A 17466-nucleotide genomic window follows, 5' to 3' on the forward strand; every position below is an offset into this window, starting at 1 on the left:
GAACCAGGGGTAGTTCTGTAGGGCGGGCTCGGCCCGCCGATTTACAACTTGCGAGGCTTTGCCTCGCGCTCCTAGCCACCTTTTGAGTGAGCAAAAGGTGGCCCAAAACTCAGCCCGGACTCGTCGCTCGCTCTGACGAGCGACCACTTCGTTCCGGCTGGGCCATACGGGGCACCCACTACGCTTCGCTCCGTTAAGACCCCGCGCCGGCCCGACGCCCCCACTCGTTGCGCCGCGTACGGGCCCCAGGGGGAACGAAAAGAAGGCTCGCCGATAAGTGAGATTATATGAACTTATCGGCTCGAAGGTAATTTGTTTACACTTGGGCAGGCAGGCCGGATTGAGGCACATATGAACTGCAAATTTAGAATGATCATCCTTGCGTGCGCGCTTTTGACTGCTGTGGCCGCGGGGAGCGCTAGGGCCGGGGTGGATATCAACATAAACATCAACTCGGGCGGGCAAAAGCAGGTCGCCGCGCCTCCTCCCCCGTCGCCGCCGCCACCTCCTCCGCCCCCTCCCCCGCCGTGGACTCCGAGGCCCGACGCGGGGATGATCTTCAGCTACCTCTACTACCCGAGACTTGGTATCTATTACGATTTCGGGCGGGAATTATATTTCTACTTCGAGGGAAACGCCTGGAGGCGCACCGGATACCGCCCGGCGTTTCTCGTGAACGACGACAGGGATTACGTGGTTCTGGACATGGGAGAGGACGACCCCAACAGATACTACGCGCAGGTGATAAGCCATTTCCCCCCGCGCTATTTCGGCGAGGAGAAGTGGGAGCGCCCCCGCCATTCGAGATGGGACGAGGAGCGCGGCCGCCGCAGGGACCGTGAACGGCAAAAAGAATGGGAGCGGGAACGCGCCGAAGAGGTGGAAAAGGATTACGAACTGGCGAAAAAGCGCTCAGCCGAAAAGAAAAAAGACAAGAAATCCGACATGGAGAAGAGCCTGGACAAGGTGAAAAAGCTGATAAAATAAAGAATCCTGCAAATTAACAGAGGAAGTAAAGCATATGATGTTGATGTCTAGTGCTGAAAGGAGATGAGATGGATACAGAACTAGAAATCATGAAAAATAAAATTGATGGACTTCGAGAGGAGATGAAGTCAACTGTTGATCGTTTTCTTGCCACAATCCCCGGTTTCCTTAGTCAGGAATACTTAAGACTAACTACCAGTTACGTCGAGAAATATCCCGATAAGACCCTTTTACTGCCAAAGGAAACCTTGGTCGAGATTAAAAGGGAAGTTGGCGCACTGTGTCAGAAAACTAATGAGATTGTTCAGGAGCACATTAAAACGAAAATTGCTTGGGAAACTCTTGACGATCAGAATGCACCGAGCGGTATGGCGAGAGCGACGCGCCAAGGGATAACTGGGCAGCTTAGATTTGCCCTTGGACTTCTCGGACCGATTCTGGAAAAGGGAGGATACGTCTCAACCACGCCTAATGGCGATAAAACAGAAGTTGATTGCTGGCCGCATGAGAACATCCTCACAAACACGGGCAAGAGTCGTGTCGTGGTCAAGAAAATCAGCTTTCCGCTTGCTGTTACATGGTCCAAGGAGATGGATTTATTATACAAGCGAATGGAGGAGATAATTCGCGAGTTCTACAAACTCGAGTTAGAAAAAAAAGGGGTCGAGAAGCGAATCGCCGAAAAGAGGGCATCTGAACGGTGGAAATCTATTTAGTCGTAGGTCGGGTGGAGAGTAGCGATACCCGACATTTGTAAAGCTTATTTTCGTTGTATTTGTTGGGTTTCGCTTACGGGCCCCAACAACCGTGTTTCTCAATCGCGACCTACACAACTATTTTATGGATTCCCGCCCTGCGGGCGAGAATGACGGAGTTTTTACAAACGGCTTTGGATTTTTTCGTCAGGCAAGGAGCCGCCGAGCAAGGGCGCGCAGACAGTAGCGTGACTACGGCAAGCGCCCGGCGCAAGGCGGCGACCCCCGGTAAAAGATTCCGAGGGCAGGCTTCGCATGGCGGGAAAAGCCGAAGCCGCCCTAATACAACTCGAAAAGCGAAATCTCAGGCTTTGAGCCAATTCTAACCGGTATGTGAGATGTCCCCACCCCCCGCGTCACGTAAAGCGGTGGAGCGCCTCCGTACCAGCCCGAGGAATACCTTCCCAGTATGGAAAAGGGCTTCAGGAAAAAGGCCAGCGGCGCTATCTGCCCGCCGTGGGTGTGGCCCGCGAGGATTAGCGAGAACTTTCCCTCGCGCAGGTAATCCCTTACGGCGGGCGAATGGGCGATAAGTATTCTCTTCGGCTCCCCCTCCGGCTCTCTTTTCAGCAGGTCCCGCCATTTGTCGGACCTGTAAAACCCCCCGAGACCGCCGAAGCGCAGCTTCACGCCGCCCGAATCGTAGTCGAACCACTCCTCGAAGAGAAAAACGCCGCCCCTTCGGGCTATTATCCCGGCAAGCCGGGTCTTTTCCTCCGGGAGCAGGAGGTCCTCCTCCCAGTTCCCCTCGATCGCCAGCACCTTCGCCCCGCACTCGGCCAGCTCCAGAAATTCGGTCAGGCCCGGAAATCCCTTTTTGGAGTTGACGATGTCTCCCGCCAGGATGACCACCTCCGGACGGTAAGCCGCGACCTCCCTCGCGACCTTTCTGTCGAGTTCGCCAATGGGGCCGTCGATATGAAGGTCCGCCAGAAGAACCATGCGCACAGGGCGGCCGAGGCCGAGATCCACCAGGTTGCGGGTGATCTCTAGGGTATAGGTCTCATGGCGGACGACGACGAAAAGAAGCGCCAGCGCCGCAAGCGCCGCGACGGCTACCAAGAGAATGCGTTTTTTACTGAATGTTCCCATCAATTGTTCATCTTTGCCGGTTCGTCTTGAAAATTAAAGGCAAAAAAACGGCCCTCCTTAAAAGAAGGGCCTAGTGCTCCGAAAACCATCGCGAGGAATCCCGGCAAACTATTTCGGCGAAGGGCAAGGCGTCCGCAGGGCGCGCGGTCGAAGGCAGTAGCGTTACTACGCCGAGACTCGCGCCCGAGAAACAACGCGGCCCTTCGCCGAAAGAGGAAGCCGAAATTAGCTGTCTAAAGCGGCTCTCAGTTCGCGGAGAAAGTTTTCGGCTTTCGCCACAGCCTTTTCCCCGGTCTCGTCGCCGAGCTTCTCCAAGAGGGCGCTGCCGACTATGACTCCGTCGGAGACCTTCGCTATCTCCTTCGCCCCCGCTGGCGTCGAGACGCCGAAGCCGACGAGAACGGGAAGGTTGGTAAGCGGGCGGACCTTCGCGACCATTTCGGCCACCAGCTCCGTCACCGGCTTCTTTTCCCCTGTCACCCCGGCCACGGAGACGCAGTAGACGAAACCGCTCGCCTCCTTGAGGACCAATGGAAGGCGCTTTTCCGGGGTCGTCGGGGCGACGAGGAAGACCGTGTCGAGCCCGGCGCTTCTGGCCGCAGGGGCAAACTCACCGGCCTCCTCGGGCGGCAGATCCACCACCAGCACGCCGTCGGCCCCGCTCTCCCTCGCGCTTTGGCTGAATTTCTCGCTCCCCATGTTGTGGACGGGGTTGTAGTAGGTCATGTAGAGGAGGGGGATGACGAGCCCTTCGGCCCGCGCCCTCTTTACCGCGCGGAATATCCCCTCCAGCGTCGCCCCGGACTGGAGCGCAAGCTGGCTGGTCCGCTGTATCACCGGCCCGTCGGCGGAAGGGTCGGAAAAGGGTATGCCGACCTCGACGGCGTCGGCCCCGGCCCTCTGCGCCGCCTTCAGGAGCCCGATAAAGGTCTCCTCGTCGGGGTAGAATCCGGTGAAGAAGGGAACGAGCAGTTTTTTCCCCGCCTCCTTCGCCTTTAAAAGACTTTCGGTGAGGCGGCTCATCGTATATCTCCTTCCTTGAGGTGCGAAAGAACGGTGGCGAGATCCTTGTCGCCGCGACCGGAGAGGTTGACGACGATGTTGGCCTCCTTCGGAAATTCTTTCGCAACGTCGATGGCGCGGGCGAGGGCGTGGGAGGATTCGAGGGCGGGAATTATCCCCTCGGAGCGGGTGAGGAGGTGGAAGGCCCTGAGGGCCTCCTCGTCGGTGGCGGAGCGCACGTCAACCCTCCCCGTGCGGCCGAGATCGGCTATCTGCGGCCCGACGCCGGGGTAGTCGAGGCCCGCCGAGATCGAATGGGCCTCCTTCACCTGTCCGCCCTCGTCCTGCAGGAGGTAGGATTTCTGCCCGTGGAGGACGCCGATCTGTCCTGCCGCTATCGAGGCGGCGTGTTTGCCTGTCTCTATGCCCTCTCCGGCAGCCTCCACAGCGACCAGCTTGACCGGGTCGTCGAGGAAGGCGGTGAAGGCTCCTATCGCGTTCGAGCCCCCTCCGATACAGGCTACCACCGCGTCGGGTAGCTTTCCGAAGCGTCCCTGGCACTGCGCCTTGATCTCGTCGCCGATAACCCGCTGGAATTCGCGCACCATCTCGGGGTAGGGGTGCGGCCCGGCGGCGGTCCCGATGACGTAGAAGGTGGTGTCCACGTTGGAGACCCAGTGGCGCATCGCCTCGTTCATCGCGTCCTTGAGGGTCCTGCTGCCGGAGGAGACGGGAATGACCTCGGAGCCGAGGAGCTTCATCCTCTCGACGTTGGGGGCCTGGCGCTTAACGTCCTCCACCCCCATGAAGACGGCGCATTCGAGGCCGAAAAGGGCGGCGGCGGTGGCCGTGGCTACGCCGTGCTGGCCCGCCCCCGTCTCCGCTATCACCCTTTTCTTCCCCATCCTGCGGGCGAGGAGCCCCTGCCCGATGGTGTTGTTTATCTTGTGAGCCCCGGTGTGGTTCAGATCCTCCCTCTTGAGGAAGATGTTGCACCCGCCCACCTGCCGGGTCAGGTTCCCCGCGAAGGTCAGGGGGTTCGGCCTCCCGACGTACTCCGAGAGTATCTGGCGGTACTCCCTCCAGAAAGCGGGGTCCTTCATCGCCTTTTGGAAGGCGGTTTCAAGCTCTTCGAGTATCGGCATCAGGACTTCGGCCACGTACTGGCCGCCGAAGGGGCCGAAGCGCCCTTTTTTGTTTCCGGTCATATCGCTTGCTCCTGAAAGGTTAAAAACCCCTGGCGTTTTTTATGAATTCAAAGATCTTCTGCCTGTCCTTTATTCCGGGGCTGCTTTCCACGCCGCCGGAGGTGTCGACCCCCCACGGCTGGACTATCCGGACTGCCTCGGCGACGTTTTCCGGCGTCAGCCCTCCGGCGAGGATTATCCCCCCGTACTTTTTCGCCTCCACAGCCAGTTCCCAGTCGAAGGTGCGTCCGGTGCCGCCAGTCCCGGAGTCGAGGAGGAAGTAGTCCTGCCCGTAGGACGGGAGCTTTTCGAGGTCTTCTTTGCCCGACACGCAAACCCCCTTCAGTATCGGGTAGCGGACGAGCGAAAAGTATTTAGGCGTTTCCGCGCCGTGTAGCTGCGCGACGTGAAGGCGGCAGGTGTCCATGATCCCGTTCACCTCCCACGGAGACTGGTTCTGGAAGACTCCGACGGTGGTGACGAAGGGGGGAAGCTTGGCGGTTATCTTTTCTACCTCTTCCGCCTCCACCAGCCTCTTGGAGTTCGGCGCGAAGACGAAGCCGAGCGCGTCGGCGCCCGCCTCTATGGCGGCGAGGGCGTCTTCGAGCCGGGTGATTCCGCAGATTTTGACTCGCACCATCTCACGCGCTCCTTTCGACGAGAGCCCGGAGGGCCCTTTCGGGGTCGCTTTCCTTCACTACGCTCTCCCCTATGAGGAAGGCTCGCGCCCCGGCGCTCTCCAGCATCTCCATGTCCGCTACGCTCTTTATGCCGCTCTCGGCGACGGCGAAGCGGTCCTTTGGGATCGTGGAAATCAGTTTCGCCCCCTCCTCGATATCCACCTTGAAGGTCTTGAGGTTTCGGCTGTTCACCCCGATGAGGCGGGCGGAGGTTTTCAGCGCCGTGGAAAGCTCCTCCTCGTCGTGGACCTCGACCAGCGCGGTCAGCCCCGCCGCATGGGCGAGTTCAAGGTACTTTTCCGTTTCCTCTCCGAGCAAAGCGACAATCAGGAGGACGAGATCCGCCCCGTGCGCCCTCCCCTCGGCGAACTGGTAGGGATCGATTACGAAATCCTTGTAGAGCACGGGAATCCTGACCGCTCCCCGCACCGCGTCGAGGTCGCCCAGACTCCCGCCGAAAAAATCCGGCTCGGTGAGGCAGGAGATGGCGAAAGCCCCCGCCCTCTCGTAGGAGGCCGCGACCTTGCCCGCGTCGATTCCGGGGGCGATCTCGCCCTTCGAGGGGCTCCTTCGCTTTACCTCCGCTATCACGGCGCGTTTCCAGGCGGGGAACTTCCCGAGCAGGCCGAGAGCGTCGAGCGCGGGAGGGCGGCTGGCGGCGATTTTCCGAAGCTCCGCTTCGGAGACCCGTTTTTTCGCCTCTTCGACGCGGATCTTTCTCGCCGCGGCGATCTTCTGGAGAATGTCGCTCACTGATTGGTGGCCTTGACGAGAAGATCGAGTTTCCTTAGCGCCTCGCCTCCGTCGATGATGCAAGCGGCGGCCTTTACTCCCTCCGCCATGTCGGCGGCCTTGCCGACAAGGTAGAGGGCGGCGGCGGCGTTCAGGAGGACGATGTCCCTCTTCGGCCCCTTCTCGCCGGAGAGTACGGCGCGGACAATCCCGGCGTTGACCTTGGCGTCGCCGCCCCGTATCTCCTCCATCGTCGCGCACTTTATCCCGAACTGCTCCGGGGTTATCTCGTATTCGCGGACCTGTCCGTTCAGCAGCTCGGTGACGAAGGTGGGGCCGGTTACGGTTATCTCGTCTATGCCGTCGCAGCCGTGGACAACCATCGCCCGCTTCGAGCCGAGGTTTCCGAGAACGCGGGCCATGACGGAGGTAAGTTCCCGCTGGTAGACGCCCAGAACCTGATACTGCGCCCCGGCGGGGTTGGAGAGTGGGCCCAGGATGTTGAAGACCGTGCGTATGCCTATCTCGCGGCGCACAGGGGCGACGTGTTTCATCGCCGAGTGGAGGAGGGGGGCGTAAAGAAACCCTATCCCTATCTCCGAAATGCACTTTTCGACGGTCTCTTTGGGAATGTCGAGGTTGACGCCGAGCGCTTCGAGCACGTCCGCCGAGCCGCAGAGGCTGGATACGGAGCGGTTGCCGTGCTTGGCGACCTTCACCCCCGCACCAGCCAGGACGAAAGCCGTTGTCGTGGAGATGTTGAAGGTGTGGGTGCCGGAGCCGCCGGTGCCGCAGGTGTCGAGAATCGTCTCGTACTCCACGTTTATCTCGTCGCGGTCGATGTCCACCGAGGGGGCGGCGCGCGGGACGTTTATCCTCGTCGCCCTCTCCCTCATCACCCTGGCCGCGCCGGTAATCTCCTCCACGGTCTCGCCCTTGAGGCGAAGCGCGGTGAGGAAGGCGGCCATCTGCGCGTGGGTGGCCTCGCCCCCCATTATCATCGACATCGCCTCCACCATCGAGGCTTCCGAAAGGTCGCTTCCCGCCACGAGGGCGCGTATCATCTCCTTGAACATGTCCTGTCCTCCCTAACCGAGCATTTGAAGGAAGTTTTTCAATAAATCCATACCCCTGAGGGTCAAAATCGACTCCGGGTGGAACTGGATTCCATAGAGGCGGGCCTCGTCGTCGGCGATTCCCATTATCTCGTCGTCCTCGATGGTCCACGAGTTCAGGCGAAACCGCGCGGGCAGGGTCGGCTTGTCGATTACCAGCGAATGGTAGCGGGTCGCGTCGAAGGGGTTTTCTATCCCCTCGTAGAGCCCCTTGCCGTCGTGGTAGACCTTCGATACCTTGCCGTGCATAACCCTCTTGGCCCGGACTATGGAGCCTCCGAAGGCGTAACCCATCGCCTGATGGCCGAGACAGACCCCGAGCACCGGAATCCTTCCCGCTATCTTCCGGATCAGCTCCACGCTCACCCCCGCGTCGGTGGGGTCGCCGGGGCCGGGGGAGATCACTATGCCGGAGGGTGCGAGCTTCTCGACCTCCTCAACCGTTATCCTGTCGTTTCTGTAGACCTTCACCTCGCTCCCGAGGATCCCGAAGTACTGGACGAGGTTGTAGGTGAAGGAATCGTAGTTGTCTATCATCACGAGCATGTTTTTATCTCCCGTCGTCAGCCGTCGTCAGCTTGAAAGGCCCGCCGAGGCCATCTTCAGGGCGCGGATCATCGCGCCCGACTTGTGCAGCGTCTCTTCGTACTCGAAGGCGGGGGAGGAATCGGCGACGATGCCCGCTCCCGCCTGAAGGTATATCTTACCCCCGGAAAAGAGAATCGTGCGTATGGTGATGCAGGTGTCGAGGTTGCCGTCGAAGCCGATATACCCGACAGCGCCCGCATAGACGCCCCTTTCGCGCTCCTCCAGCTCCGCGATTATCTCCATCGCCCTTACCTTGGGAGCGCCGGAAACGGTGCCCGCGGGGAAGGTCGCCCCGAGCACGTCCAGCGCGTCCAGTCCCTCCCTCACCTTCGCGGAAACGGTGGAGACGAGGTGCATTACGTGGGAATAGCGCTCGACGGTGAAGGATTCCTCCAGCCGCACTGCGCCCGGTTCCGCTATCCTCCCGAGGTCGTTTCGCCCCAGATCCACCAGCATCACGTGCTCCGCCCGCTCCTTGGCGTCGGCCAGAAGCTCTTTTTCGAGCGCCAGATCCTCGGCGGAATCGACCCCCCTGCGCCTCGTTCCGGCTATCGGCCGCACCAGCGCCCTGCCGTCCTCCACCCTCACCATAACCTCGGGGCTCGCACCGACGAGAACCTCCTCGCCCATAGCGAGGTGAAAGAGGTAGGGACTGGGATTGAGGGTGCGAAGCGCCCGGTAGACGGTGAAGGGGTCTACCTCGCCCTCTCCCTCGAAGACCTGCGAGAGGACTATCTGTATGGCCTCGCCCGCGAAGATCTCCTCCTTCGCCTTTTCGACCATCTTCTCGAAGCGCTCGCGGGGGATTACCGGGGCTATCTTCACCTCGCCGCCGGGAGGGGGGAAAGCCTCCTCCTCTCTGAGTTCCGCCTTCAGGAGGGAGAAAATCCTCCCTGTTTCGGCCACGCCCTCTTCAAAAGCCTTTTCCGGGTCGCTCCCAGGCCGCGATAATACGATGATGTCGAGCGTCTTAAGGGCGTTGTCGAAGGCGAGGAGCTTTCCGGGGGCGAAAAGGCGGATGTCGGGGAGCCCGGCGGGGTCTATCTTCCTCGGGGGAAGGCGCTCGAAGAGGCGCGCGGAGCCGTAGCCGAAATAGCCGACGAGGCCGCCGCAGAAGCGGGGAAGGCCGGGAATCCTCGGCATGGCGTTTTCTTTTACCGCCTTGCGCATAAGTTCGAGGGGGTGGCCCTTTACGGTCTCGCCGCCCGGAACCGTGAGGGTTCCCTCTTCGTCTCTGCCCTCGACTATCAGCAGCGGATCGTAACCGACTATCGAATAGCGCCCCCACCGCGTGCCGCCCTCTACCGATTCGAGGAGAAAGGACCAGTTGCCCTTCGCCGTCTTCAGGTAGGTGGAAACCGGGGTCTGGGTATCCGCCGGGATTCGCCGGACGACCGGTATGAGCGGATATTTTTTCGCCTCTTTCAGATAGGTCTCTTTCGTGGTCACGAGCATCTTTGGTTCCTTTTCATTAAGGGCTTGTCCGTAAATAAAACCTTCGTTCTCGCATCCGGCTTTTGGCCCGCTTTTGCCGCTCATCAATCGCAAAACCTCGACGTAGAACAACTACGCCTGCGGTTTTGCTCAGTCTTCGCGCCAAAATCGATCTCAAAATCCGGCGCGATCTCCGAAAGGCTTATTTACGGACGAGCCCTAACGCATAAAAAAAGCCGCGGAATTTTTAGTTCCCGCGGCTTTGATTGCCTTAAAAAACCGCGGGCGGCCAACCGGGCCGCCCGCGAGACGTTTAATTTTGGGTAAACGACTGCGGCCGGCCCTATCTCCAGGTCCACCACAGCCAGTTGGAATTTACGTGTCTTTGGTCGCTCATGATATCCATCGCTTTTGTTTGCGTTATAAAAAACCCTACCAGAGAGCCCGTTTGGCAGTCAAGGCAAAATAAAAATTCCCGCCGTTTGGGAAATTTAATCCGGAAGTTCTGGAAACCGGGTGCGAATTTTTGTATAAGGTTAGGTTCTCGTTGTTTTATTCCGGCGCGGCGCGCTTGCCATTTTTTTACAGGGTTATAGTGAAAAATAGAATTCTCCTCATTGCCGTTGTGTTTATTCTATCGCTGGCGCTCTGCGCGCCCGGCGTGTCGGCCAGCGATATTAAATCCAAAGCGGCCAAGAGCGAGATCAAAAAGCCCTCCGCGGAGACAAAGGTAGCCTCCGTCAAACCCGCCAAAGCCAAAAAGAAGGGCTCGAAAAAATCCAAAAAAGCTCCGGTCGTCGCCAGCACCTGGAGTCCCAATAAATTCCCCATCGGGCGCAGGGGCTACTGCACCTGGTACGCGGACGGGCGATTTTTCGAGTATTACGGCGAAAAACTTGAGTTTTCGCTCAGAAACCGCACAAACGCCAAGACCTGGTTCGACCGGGTTGCAAATCTGGAAAAGTCCCAGACCCCGCGCCCGGGAGATATCGCGGTCTTCAAAGCCTCCACCAAGAAGCGGCGCGACCCAACCGGCCACGTTGCCTTCGTAGAGGCGGTGGACGGCGACCGGATCATCGTCTCCCAGGGCAATTTCGACTACCCGGGCCACAAGGCGCTGGCTATCCGCTACATCGACGGAAAAAAGGTCACGGTGGACGTGATGATCCCCGGCTCGAAGCCCGGAAGATACAGGGTGGAAGGAGCCAGCCACGAGTTCATAGTGGCGGGCTTTCTCCACAAACCCGACACCGGCGATATAATCGCCGAAAACCCCGTCTCTCTGGAAAACTCCGAGGTGGCGGAGCAGCAGATGACCGGACCCGAACAGGTCCCGGACGTGAACATCGTCAACTGATACCCGTTCCCCCGGCCTCAAATCCATCCTTATCAGGCTTTTTTGCCTTCCGGCGACCCCAAAACTCCAGTCCCTTCCTGCTTCGCGGGTTTTTCATGTATTATTTATCCAATGCATTAAGAGGATGTTGAAAAACGTCGCGAGAAGCCCCGGTTTCAACGAGACGCGCAGCAAGAGGGCGAGGCAGTAGCGGCGCTACGGCGAGCCCTTGAGCGAGCACGCGACAACGAAAACGGGGCTCGCAGCAGTTTTTCACAGCCTCACAGGAGGATACATGAGAAGGATTGTAGTCGGGATTACCGGTGCCAGCGGCTCCGCTTACGGGATACGGCTCCTCGAAGTCCTGAAAGACTCGCCGGAGATCGAGACCCACCTGATACTGACCACTGCGGGGCGCAAGACCCTCTCACTGGAGAGCGGCCGCACGCCCGAAGAGGTCGAAGCGCTCGCGGACTTTCGCCACGACCCGGAAGACCTCGCCGCCCCCCTTTCCAGCGGCTCCTTCAAGGTCGATTCTATGGTAGTCGTTCCCTGCTCGATGAAATCCCTTTCGGCTATCGTCAACAGCTACGGGGCGGACCTCCTCTCACGCGCCGCCGACGTGACGCTGAAGGAGGGGCGAAAGCTCATCCTCTGTCCCCGCGAAACTCCCCTTCACAAGGGCCACCTGAAGCTGATGCTCTTTGCCGCCGAACTCGGCGCGGTCATCCTTCCGCCGATGGTCGCCTTCTACCACAAGCCGAAGAGCGTGGAGGAGATTGTCGATCACACCGTGGGGAGGATTCTCGACACTCTGGAGGTCGATTCCGACCTCTTCAAACGGTGGGGGGCTTAATGAACTTCAGGAAGTGGGAACGCAATTTTTCGGAGATTCTCTCGCGGACAAAACATTTTTCCCTGCGCCACGACCGCGTGGTAAATCCCCGGAACCGAAGCGAACTGGACGCCTACGTCCTGGAATGCGCCGACTGGGTGAACATCGTGGCCCTCACCCCCCAAGGCGAGATAGTCCTCGTCCGCCAGTTCCGCCACGGCATCGGCAAAACCTCCCTCGAAATCCCCGGCGGGACGGTTAATCCGGGGGAAGCGCCGGAGCTAGCAGCGAAAAGGGAGCTTCTGGAGGAGACCGGCTACGTGCCGGAGGAACTTATCCTCATCGGCTCCCTCGACGCCCAGCCCGCCCTTCAGAACAACCGCCTCCATACTTTTCTGGCCCTCGGCTCGACCGTTGCCGCGCCTCCCGAGCCCGACGAGGGAGAGGACATCAGCGTAGAAATCCACCCCGTCGCGAGCGTCGATCACCTCGTGCGCTCCGGGGAGATATCCCACGCGCTGGTCCTCAGCGCCTTCCACTGGTGGAACCTTTGGAGGGGCTGACTTCCCCCAAAAAAATCCTCATCCTCTGTCATTCCCGCACCGGGGGGTCGTCCCGCCTCGCCCGCCGGGCATACAAAACCCTCTCACAGAGGGGCTTTTTCGTAAGCGTCTATCCTCTGGAGCCCCGGGTAAACCTGCCCTACCTTCTCTGGCTCCTCCTCTCCTTCATCCCGGGAATGCGTTTTCCCCTGAAGCCTTACCGCTTCGTCCCTTCGGGTTTCGACGGAGTCCTTCTGGTCTTCCCCAAGTGGGGGCTCGCGAACCCGGTCTTCAACGGCTTCGCGGCTTCGCTCGGCAAAGCTTTCCCTCCTGCCGCGCTTATCGTCTCTTTCGGAGGCTGGAAGGGAGAGGGATTTTTGCGGCGGGCAAAACGCGCGATGGAGCGAAGGGGAGTCAAAATTCCCGGAACGGCGCTGGTTAAGCGAAGAGACCCGGCAGAGGAAGAGAAGGAACTGGACCTATTTCTCGGGAAAGAATTTTAGTCTTCGCGTAAAGCGCCGGAAGCTCGTAGAGATTCGCCACCGAGTGGTGGCCTTCGGCCTCGCCGCGGCCCACCAGCACCGTAACCATGCCCAGTTCCCTGCCGGTATCGAGGTTCTTTTCGTCATCCTCTACGAACCAGACCCTGCCCGGCTCGGCCCCCAGCTTTTCGAGGGCCTTTCTGTAGCCGAAGGGCTTGGGCTTGGGCGCCATCTCGCAGAACCGTATGTCGAAGATATCGTCCACAACCCCTTCGATGCCGAGGCCCGCCATTATCTTAACCGCGTGTTCGGCGGTGGCGTTGGTGAAGACGATCTTCTTCCCCGGAAGGCTTGAAAGGGCCTCCCTGAGCGCCGGGTCGTTCCTCAGAAAATCCCCCACGGGGAGGTTGTGGACGTATTCGAGGTAGTGCTCGGCATCCACCCCGTGCTCCCTGACAAGCCCTCCCATCGTGAGCCCGTACTCCTTCCAGTAGCGAAGGCGAAGTTCGTCCACCTCCCCCTCTGGGATGCCCACTTCGTTTCTCATGTACTCGACGATCAGGGAATTAACCCGGTCGAAGAGGCCGTTATCGTGGGGGTAGAGGGTGTTGTCGCAATCTATCAGCCAGACTGGTTCCATCTATTTACAATTATCCTGCAAGCTGCCGCTTCTCTCCTGCCGGGCTCTCTTCGAGAGCCCACTCGGCCCATGTGAGCGACGAAAAGGGGGTGGAGGCGTTTTTTATGAATTCTTCCGCGAAAGCGGGCTCTTCTTCGAGTTTGGACACGGCGGCGAGCACCTCGGCCATTGTGACGGAACGGGGAGAGCGGGCGGGGAGAAGTTTTTGCAGGGCATCGCCGCTCAGCGTCAGAAAACCCGCCGAGACGAGGACGTTCACCACCTTCGCCCCCTCCTCCGGGTGAAGCCCGAGGCTGTCCACGATCCCCTCGACGGTGGGAAGCTCCTCCCCGCGCTCGAATTTGCGTCCTATCTCTCTCATTACCGGAAGAAAAGCGCCCGGACGCGGCATCCAGAGGTCTTCGCCGCCCTTCAGGCGGCGTCCCCTGCCCGGCAGGTCGAGTATGCAGGCGATCTGCGCCCCGACGAGGACGACGCACCACCCTATGTACACCCAGATCAGGAAAAGCGGAAGCTGCGCCAGCGCGCCGTAAATGGCGTCAGACTGCCCGGCCTTGATCTGGAAGGTTATGTAGAGCCACTCCGCCGCGTGCCAGAAAGCCCCGGCCACGAGCCCTCCTATCGCCGCCGAGCGGAAGGTGACCCGGTGGTTGGGCATTATCAGATAGGCCGCGCCGAAGGCCACCGCTTTGGCGGCGAAGGGGGCGAAAGCCAGAAAGAGCGGCAACGCCTTCTGCACCATCTGCCCCTCGAAGACCTCCCTGAATCTCACCGTGGTGACGATGCTGGTTGAGAGGAGAAGGAGTATCGGGCAGGCGACCATTATCGCCGTGTAATCGGTTATCTTTCTCAGGAGGGTGCGCCCGGAGGAGGCCCCCCAGATGGCGTTGAAGGCCTTCTCCACGTCCACCAGAAGGGCGATGGCGGTAAAGCAGAGCGCCAGAAAGCCGAAGATTCCGAGCCCGCCGATGTCCGTCCTGTCCACGAAGCCGACTATCTTCCGGGCGAGTTCCTGATTGTTTGTCGCGAAGTACTCGATGAGCACAGGCTCAAGCGTCCGCTGCGCTCCGACGGCCTTTATGACCGCAAAAAAGAGGATCAGAAAGGGAACGAGGCTGAGCGTGGTGGTGAAGGTCAGGGCAGAGGCGCGGATAGGCCCGCCGTCGTGCCGGAACTTCCAGAGCGCAAGGATGCCTATGCGTCCTCCCTCGGCGAGGGGGCCGTACTTCTTTTTGCTCCAGAGAAATCCGTTCAGGTAATTTTTCATCGTCATTACCCCTGGATGATACCAGAAAATAGCTGCCATTGCCCGGATTCACAGCGAACTTTCTTTGTGGTAGCTTTATCCCTCCCGTACAAGGAGAGTGAATGAAAAGCGGATTCGGCAACAACCGCAAGGCCAACTTCGGCTGGCTCGGCAGGTTTACGGTATTTACAACCCTCGGGTTCATCGCGCTTCTGTGGCACTATACCCTTGAAATGCCTCCCTTCGAGAGGGTTTCGGCCAGGCTTTTCATAGCTCTGGCCCTTCCCGGACACGGCTTTAGCCTCGCGCTGCTGGCCTCCGGTCCGGCGGCGCTTCTGAACCTGTTTTTCCCGAACAGGAAAGCCGTCACCTCCCTCGGCATACTGTCGGCGCTCGCGCTGGCTTTCACCGTCCTCGTGGACACCGCCGTCTTCAAGCTCTACCGCTTTCACCTCAACGGCATGGTCTGGGAGCTGCTGACCGGCGGAGCGGCGGAAGAGGTCCTTCCCCTCTCGGCAAAGACGCTGCTCTTCTCCGCGACGGTTCTAGTGGCGACGGGAGCCGTCCTCGCTTTCGGCGCTTGGCTCCTCTGGCGGCCGTTCATGGCTCGCCGCTCCTCGCGGCCGGTTTTCATCGTCCTTTTCGTCTGCCTCGTAGCGGTCAACTTCCTCCACTCCTTCGCCGACGCCAAAGGCGCGGCGCAGGTGGTGCGGCAGGTGCGTTTTCTGCCCGGCTTCAAGCCCCTGACGGCCCGGAAAATGATGAAAAAGCTGGGAGTCACCGCCGAGGCCGCCGAGATCGACAGGGTGAGGGTCAGCCAGGAGGGGACGCTGAAATACCCCCTCGAAAAGCTCTCACCTCCCTCGCCGGGGAAGAAGCCGAACATAATGCTAATCATGGTGGACAGCTGGCGGGGCGACGCTCTCGACCCGGCGGTAACCCCGAACATCTGGCGCTTCGCCAAGGACTCTCTGGTCTTTGAGAACCACGTCAGCTCCGGCAACGCCACCCGCTTCGGCGTCTTCGGCTTCTTTTACGGCGTGCCCGCCAACTACTGGCACGCGCTGCTGGCCGAGCAGACCCCAGCCGTGATGATAGAGGCGGCCAAGGAGAGCGGCTACGATTTCGGCATCTTCGCCAGCGCCCCCCTCACAAGCCCCGAGTTCGACCGCACCGTCTTCTCCTCGATCCGGGACAAAATCCCTCTCTCGACCGAGGGGGAAAACGCGGTTGAGCGCGACGAGGAGATTACCCGCAGATTCAGGAGCTTTCTCGACGGGAGCAAAGAGCCCTTCTTCTCCTTTCTCTTTTACGACGCGCCCCACTCCTACGATTTCCCGAAGGGCTGGAAGACGCCCTTCACCCCTTACGTAAACGAGATAAACCACCTCGAACTGAGCAGAAAAACCGACCCCGCGCCCTACTACAACAAGATGAAGAATTCCTACAATTTCGTTGACGGCGAGGTCGGGCAGGTGCTCGGCGAGCTTGAAAAGCGCGGGCTTCTGGAAAACACCGTCGTGATGATAACCGGCGACCACGGCGAGGAATTCAACGACGGCGGGCTGGGGCTCTGGGGCCACAACAGCGCCTTCTCTCGGCCGCAGACCCGCGTTCCTCTGGTGGTGCGCTGGCCGGGCAAGGGAGCGGGAAAGATAAACCGCCTCACCTCCCACTCCGACGTCGCGCCCACCGTAGTCGGGGATATCCTCGGCTACAAAAACCCTGCCTCCTCCTACTCCAACGGCAGGTCTCTTTTCGACGAATCCCGGCGCGATTTCGTCATCACCGGCTCCTGGGATTCCTTCGCCCTCGCCGGAGAGGGGTTCATCACCGTTGCGCTGCCGACGGGCGAGCTCGAATACCGCGATTCCGGCTACAATTTCACCTCTCCCTCCCCCGCGTCCTCAAAGGCGATGATCGCCTCGATGGAGGAGATGAGCAGGTTTTTCGCAAAATGACCGCGCGGTTCACCTTCATCATAAATCCCGCCTCCGGCTCCGCGAGAAAAGCCCTTCCCGAAGCCATTGGGCAAAGGTTCCCCGGATCGAAGATAAATTTTACCGAAGGGGCCGGTCACGCCGTATTTCTGGCGAGAGCCGCCGTGGCCGAGGGGAAGATACCGGTAGCCTGCGGCGGCGACGGAACTTTCCGCGAGGTGGCTTTGGGGACCGGGGAAAAGGGCCCGATGGGGTTCATACCGCTGGGGACGGTAAATCTCCTCGGGCTGGCCCTCGGGGTTCCGAAAAACTTCCGGAAAGCCTTCGCGGTGCTCGAAAAGGGCCGCACCAGACACGTCTATCCGGGAATTTTCGAGGCGGACGGCGAAAAGGGCGTCTTCTTCATCGGAATATCGGCGGGGCCGGACGCCGACGCCATCCACAACGTAAACATGCGGCTCAAAAAGATTGTCGGGCGCTACGCCTACGCTCTCTCTCTGGCCCTGCGGCTCACAAGGCCCGTCTATCCCGCGATAGAGTGCGAGGCAAACGGCGAAAAGACCGTCCTCGGCGTCTGCATCGCCCTTCGCATGCCTTGGTACGGCGGCCCCTTCCGCATGGGCAAAAAAGCAAGCCTCTTTGAAAAGGATATCGAGGTGGTGGGAACCGGCGGCGGGCGCGTGGCGCTTCTTCGCCTCTACGCCTCGGTGCTTTCGGGGTATCTCCTGCCGGAGCCGAAAATCTTCCGCAAAATGACGCAAAAGGCGGTCATAAAATCCTCCACCGGCCGCTTTCAGGTAGACGGAGACAACCTCCACGCCGCCGAAATCACCCTCACCGCCAGCCAGGAACCGCTGGAGGTAATCTGCTGAA

At 60.0% G+C, this 17466-nt stretch carries 17 protein-coding genes and 1 pseudogene; 8 read left to right on the forward strand and 10 right to left on the reverse strand.

All coding sequences use genetic code 11. The annotated features are described in order from the left end of the window. Nucleotides 1–462 precede the first annotated feature (462 nt). Nucleotides 463–546, forward strand: a pseudogene (locus EPN96_11305) (J domain-containing protein). 509 nt (nt 547–1055) lie between these two features. Next, nucleotides 1056–1703 carry a hypothetical protein gene (locus EPN96_11310; GenBank protein TAL15862.1) on the forward strand — a complete coding sequence of 216 codons (648 nt, stop codon included), beginning with the start codon at nt 1056–1058 and terminating at the stop codon, nt 1701–1703. A 318-nt stretch (nt 1704–2021) separates the two neighbouring features. On the opposite strand, the gene EPN96_11315 is transcribed toward EPN96_11310, so the two are convergent. The 8 genes from EPN96_11315 to EPN96_11350 all read right to left on the reverse strand — a co-directional run bounded on the left by EPN96_11315 (nt 2022) and on the right by EPN96_11350 (nt 9593). Further along, a complete protein-coding gene (locus tag EPN96_11315) occupies nt 2022–2834 on the reverse strand; it encodes a hypothetical protein (GenBank protein ID TAL15863.1) in 813 nt (270 codons plus the stop codon). A 225-nt stretch (nt 2835–3059) separates the two neighbouring features. Beyond that, a complete protein-coding gene (locus EPN96_11320) occupies nt 3060–3857 on the reverse strand; it encodes a tryptophan synthase subunit alpha (protein ID TAL15864.1) in 798 nt (265 codons plus the stop codon). Beyond that, nucleotides 3854–5044, reverse strand: a complete 1191-nt coding sequence (gene trpB / locus EPN96_11325; GenBank protein TAL15865.1) for a tryptophan synthase subunit beta — start codon at nt 5042–5044, stop codon at nt 3854–3856. The genes EPN96_11320 and trpB overlap by 4 nt, the downstream gene beginning before the upstream one ends. A gap of 19 nt (nt 5045–5063) precedes the next feature. Then, entirely contained in the window at nt 5064–5663 is a 600-nt protein-coding gene (locus EPN96_11330) for a phosphoribosylanthranilate isomerase (GenBank protein ID TAL15866.1), read from the reverse strand. A 1-nt stretch (nt 5664) separates the two neighbouring features. Continuing rightward, the gene (gene trpC / locus EPN96_11335; GenBank protein TAL15892.1) at nt 5665–6447 is read right to left on the reverse strand and encodes an indole-3-glycerol phosphate synthase TrpC; all 783 of its coding nucleotides are present in this window, start codon (nt 6445–6447) and stop codon (nt 5665–5667) included. A gap of 5 nt (nt 6448–6452) precedes the next feature. After that, nucleotides 6453–7511, reverse strand: coding sequence for an anthranilate phosphoribosyltransferase (gene trpD / locus EPN96_11340; GenBank protein ID TAL15867.1), 1059 nt, complete (start codon nt 7509–7511; stop codon nt 6453–6455). Between the two features lie 12 nt (nt 7512–7523). Further along, a complete protein-coding gene (locus EPN96_11345) occupies nt 7524–8096 on the reverse strand; it encodes an aminodeoxychorismate/anthranilate synthase component II (protein ID TAL15868.1) in 573 nt (190 codons plus the stop codon). Nucleotides 8097–8123: 27 nt separating this feature from the next. Next, complete coding sequence (locus EPN96_11350; GenBank protein TAL15869.1) at nt 8124–9593, reverse strand: anthranilate synthase component I; 1470 nt, start codon at nt 9591–9593, stop codon at nt 8124–8126. Between the two features lie 484 nt (nt 9594–10077). Between EPN96_11350 and EPN96_11355 the strand changes: the two genes are divergently transcribed. The 4 genes from EPN96_11355 (at nt 10078) to EPN96_11370 (ending at nt 12788) form a co-directional block, all read left to right on the forward strand. Then, nucleotides 10078–10929 carry a CHAP domain-containing protein gene (locus EPN96_11355; GenBank protein TAL15870.1) on the forward strand — a complete coding sequence of 284 codons (852 nt, stop codon included), beginning with the start codon at nt 10078–10080 and terminating at the stop codon, nt 10927–10929. A gap of 274 nt (nt 10930–11203) precedes the next feature. Continuing rightward, nucleotides 11204–11764: a UbiX family flavin prenyltransferase gene (locus EPN96_11360; protein TAL15871.1), complete on the forward strand. Its 561-nt coding sequence runs from the start codon at nt 11204–11206 to the stop codon at nt 11762–11764. After that, on the forward strand, nt 11764–12306 hold the full coding sequence (locus EPN96_11365) for an NUDIX hydrolase (GenBank protein ID TAL15872.1): 543 nt from the start codon (nt 11764–11766) through the stop codon (nt 12304–12306). The genes EPN96_11360 and EPN96_11365 overlap by 1 nt, the downstream gene beginning before the upstream one ends. Then, complete coding sequence (locus EPN96_11370) at nt 12294–12788, forward strand: hypothetical protein (GenBank protein TAL15873.1); 495 nt, start codon at nt 12294–12296, stop codon at nt 12786–12788. The genes EPN96_11365 and EPN96_11370 overlap by 13 nt, the downstream gene beginning before the upstream one ends. Here EPN96_11370 and EPN96_11375 read toward each other — a convergent pair. Further along, nucleotides 12724–13407 (reverse strand): pyrimidine 5'-nucleotidase, encoded by a 684-nt coding sequence (locus tag EPN96_11375; protein ID TAL15874.1) that lies wholly within the window; start codon nt 13405–13407, stop codon nt 12724–12726. The two genes, EPN96_11370 and EPN96_11375, sit on opposite strands and share 65 nt — an antisense overlap. 10 nt (nt 13408–13417) lie before the next feature. Further along, a complete protein-coding gene (locus tag EPN96_11380) occupies nt 13418–14713 on the reverse strand; it encodes a YihY family inner membrane protein (protein ID TAL15875.1) in 1296 nt (431 codons plus the stop codon). A gap of 62 nt (nt 14714–14775) precedes the next feature. Between EPN96_11380 and EPN96_11385 the strand changes: the two genes are divergently transcribed. After that, nucleotides 14776–16614, forward strand: a complete 1839-nt coding sequence (locus tag EPN96_11385; protein TAL15876.1) for a DUF3413 domain-containing protein — start codon at nt 14776–14778, stop codon at nt 16612–16614. Further along, entirely contained in the window at nt 16611–17465 is an 855-nt protein-coding gene (locus EPN96_11390) for a hypothetical protein (protein TAL15877.1), read from the forward strand. The genes EPN96_11385 and EPN96_11390 overlap by 4 nt, the downstream gene beginning before the upstream one ends. Nucleotide 17466: the final 1 nt, after the last annotated feature.

The sequence above is a fragment of the bacterium genome, from assembly GCA_004322275.1.
GTDB lineage: Bacteria > Desulfobacterota > Deferrisomatia > Deferrisomatales > BM512 > SCTA01.

Excerpts from the sequence above, each read along its gene's own strand:
- EPN96_11360 (TAL15871.1), top strand. The coding sequence starts at position 11,204 with ATGAGAAGGATTGTAGTCGGGATTACCGGTGCCAGCGGCTCCGCTTAC.
- EPN96_11310 (TAL15862.1), top strand. The coding sequence starts at position 1,056 with ATGGATACAGAACTAGAAATCATGAAAAATAAAATTGATGGACTTCGA.
- EPN96_11380 (TAL15875.1), bottom strand. The coding sequence starts at position 14,713 with ATGGCAGCTATTTTCTGGTATCATCCAGGGGTAATGACGATGAAAAAT.
- EPN96_11345 (TAL15868.1), bottom strand. The coding sequence starts at position 8,096 with ATGCTCGTGATGATAGACAACTACGATTCCTTCACCTACAACCTCGTC.
- EPN96_11350 (TAL15869.1), bottom strand. The coding sequence starts at position 9,593 with ATGCTCGTGACCACGAAAGAGACCTATCTGAAAGAGGCGAAAAAATAT.
- EPN96_11385 (TAL15876.1), top strand. The coding sequence starts at position 14,776 with ATGAAAAGCGGATTCGGCAACAACCGCAAGGCCAACTTCGGCTGGCTC.
- EPN96_11320 (TAL15864.1), bottom strand. The coding sequence starts at position 3,857 with ATGAGCCGCCTCACCGAAAGTCTTTTAAAGGCGAAGGAGGCGGGGAAA.
- trpB (TAL15865.1), bottom strand. The coding sequence starts at position 5,044 with ATGACCGGAAACAAAAAAGGGCGCTTCGGCCCCTTCGGCGGCCAGTAC.
- EPN96_11315 (TAL15863.1), bottom strand. The coding sequence starts at position 2,834 with ATGGGAACATTCAGTAAAAAACGCATTCTCTTGGTAGCCGTCGCGGCG.
- EPN96_11390 (TAL15877.1), top strand. The coding sequence starts at position 16,611 with ATGACCGCGCGGTTCACCTTCATCATAAATCCCGCCTCCGGCTCCGCG.
- EPN96_11365 (TAL15872.1), top strand. The coding sequence starts at position 11,764 with ATGAACTTCAGGAAGTGGGAACGCAATTTTTCGGAGATTCTCTCGCGG.
- EPN96_11330 (TAL15866.1), bottom strand. The coding sequence starts at position 5,663 with ATGGTGCGAGTCAAAATCTGCGGAATCACCCGGCTCGAAGACGCCCTC.
- trpD (TAL15867.1), bottom strand. The coding sequence starts at position 7,511 with ATGTTCAAGGAGATGATACGCGCCCTCGTGGCGGGAAGCGACCTTTCG.
- EPN96_11375 (TAL15874.1), bottom strand. The coding sequence starts at position 13,407 with ATGGAACCAGTCTGGCTGATAGATTGCGACAACACCCTCTACCCCCAC.